Genomic DNA, 744 nt, shown 5'->3' on the forward strand with positions numbered 1-744 from the left:
GGCCCCGCCCTCCCGTCGGTCGCCGGCTCCGGGGGGCGTGGGTCCCCGTGCGCCTTTGCAGCCCGCGGCCGTGTGTTCCGCTCTGTTTCCCGCATGGGGGACGCATACCACGCGGGCCGTGACGGGCGGGGAACGCCGGGCGGCGATCCGTCCCCGGACGGGGGCGTTTATCGGACGTCAATCACCTTGCGGCAGGCTCCGCGCATGTCTGTAGAACACCACGGGGAGTCGGGGCCGGAGGATCCGGGACCGACGGATGTGCTGAACCACGCGGAATTGCTGGACCAGGGGGGACGCGCCGCCCGGGCGCTGGCCGGGCTCGGCGTGCGGGCCGGTTCCCGGGTCGCGGTCCTCCTGCCCATGGGGCTGGAATCGGTCATCGTCACGCTGGCCTGTGTCCACCTCCAGGCCGTGCGGGTATCGATGGCGGCGGACGAGCCGCCCGCCCGGCTGGCGCACCGACTGCGGACCTCCGGCGCGCGGGTGGTCGTCACCCCCGACGCCCTGGCGGGGGACGGCCGGCCGGTGGCGGTCAAGGCGTCGCTGGATCGCGCCCTGGCAGGCTGCTCCGGGGTGGGCGGTGTGGTGGTGGTGCACCACCACGCCCGACCGGTGCCCTGGACGCCGGGCCGGGATCACTGGTGGCACGATCTCACGGAGCGGGAAGCGGTCCGCTCGCGCCCGTACCCTGGGGACATGACCTCCTTCCCGTCCGACGGGGACCCCGCCGTGCCCCCCGTACCG

1 protein-coding gene is annotated in these 744 nt (G+C 75.0%); it reads left to right on the forward strand.

Annotation, left to right across the window (positions count from 1 at the left end; genetic code table 11):
* Positions 1–204: 204 nt before the first annotated feature.
* Positions 205–744 (forward strand): AMP-binding protein (locus FOE67_RS27520; RefSeq protein ID WP_182667522.1); only part of this gene is annotated, 540 nt, incomplete at its 3' end.

The organism is Streptomyces calidiresistens (genome assembly GCF_014141525.1).
Taxonomy (GTDB): domain Bacteria; phylum Actinomycetota; class Actinomycetes; order Streptomycetales; family Streptomycetaceae; genus Streptomyces; species Streptomyces calidiresistens.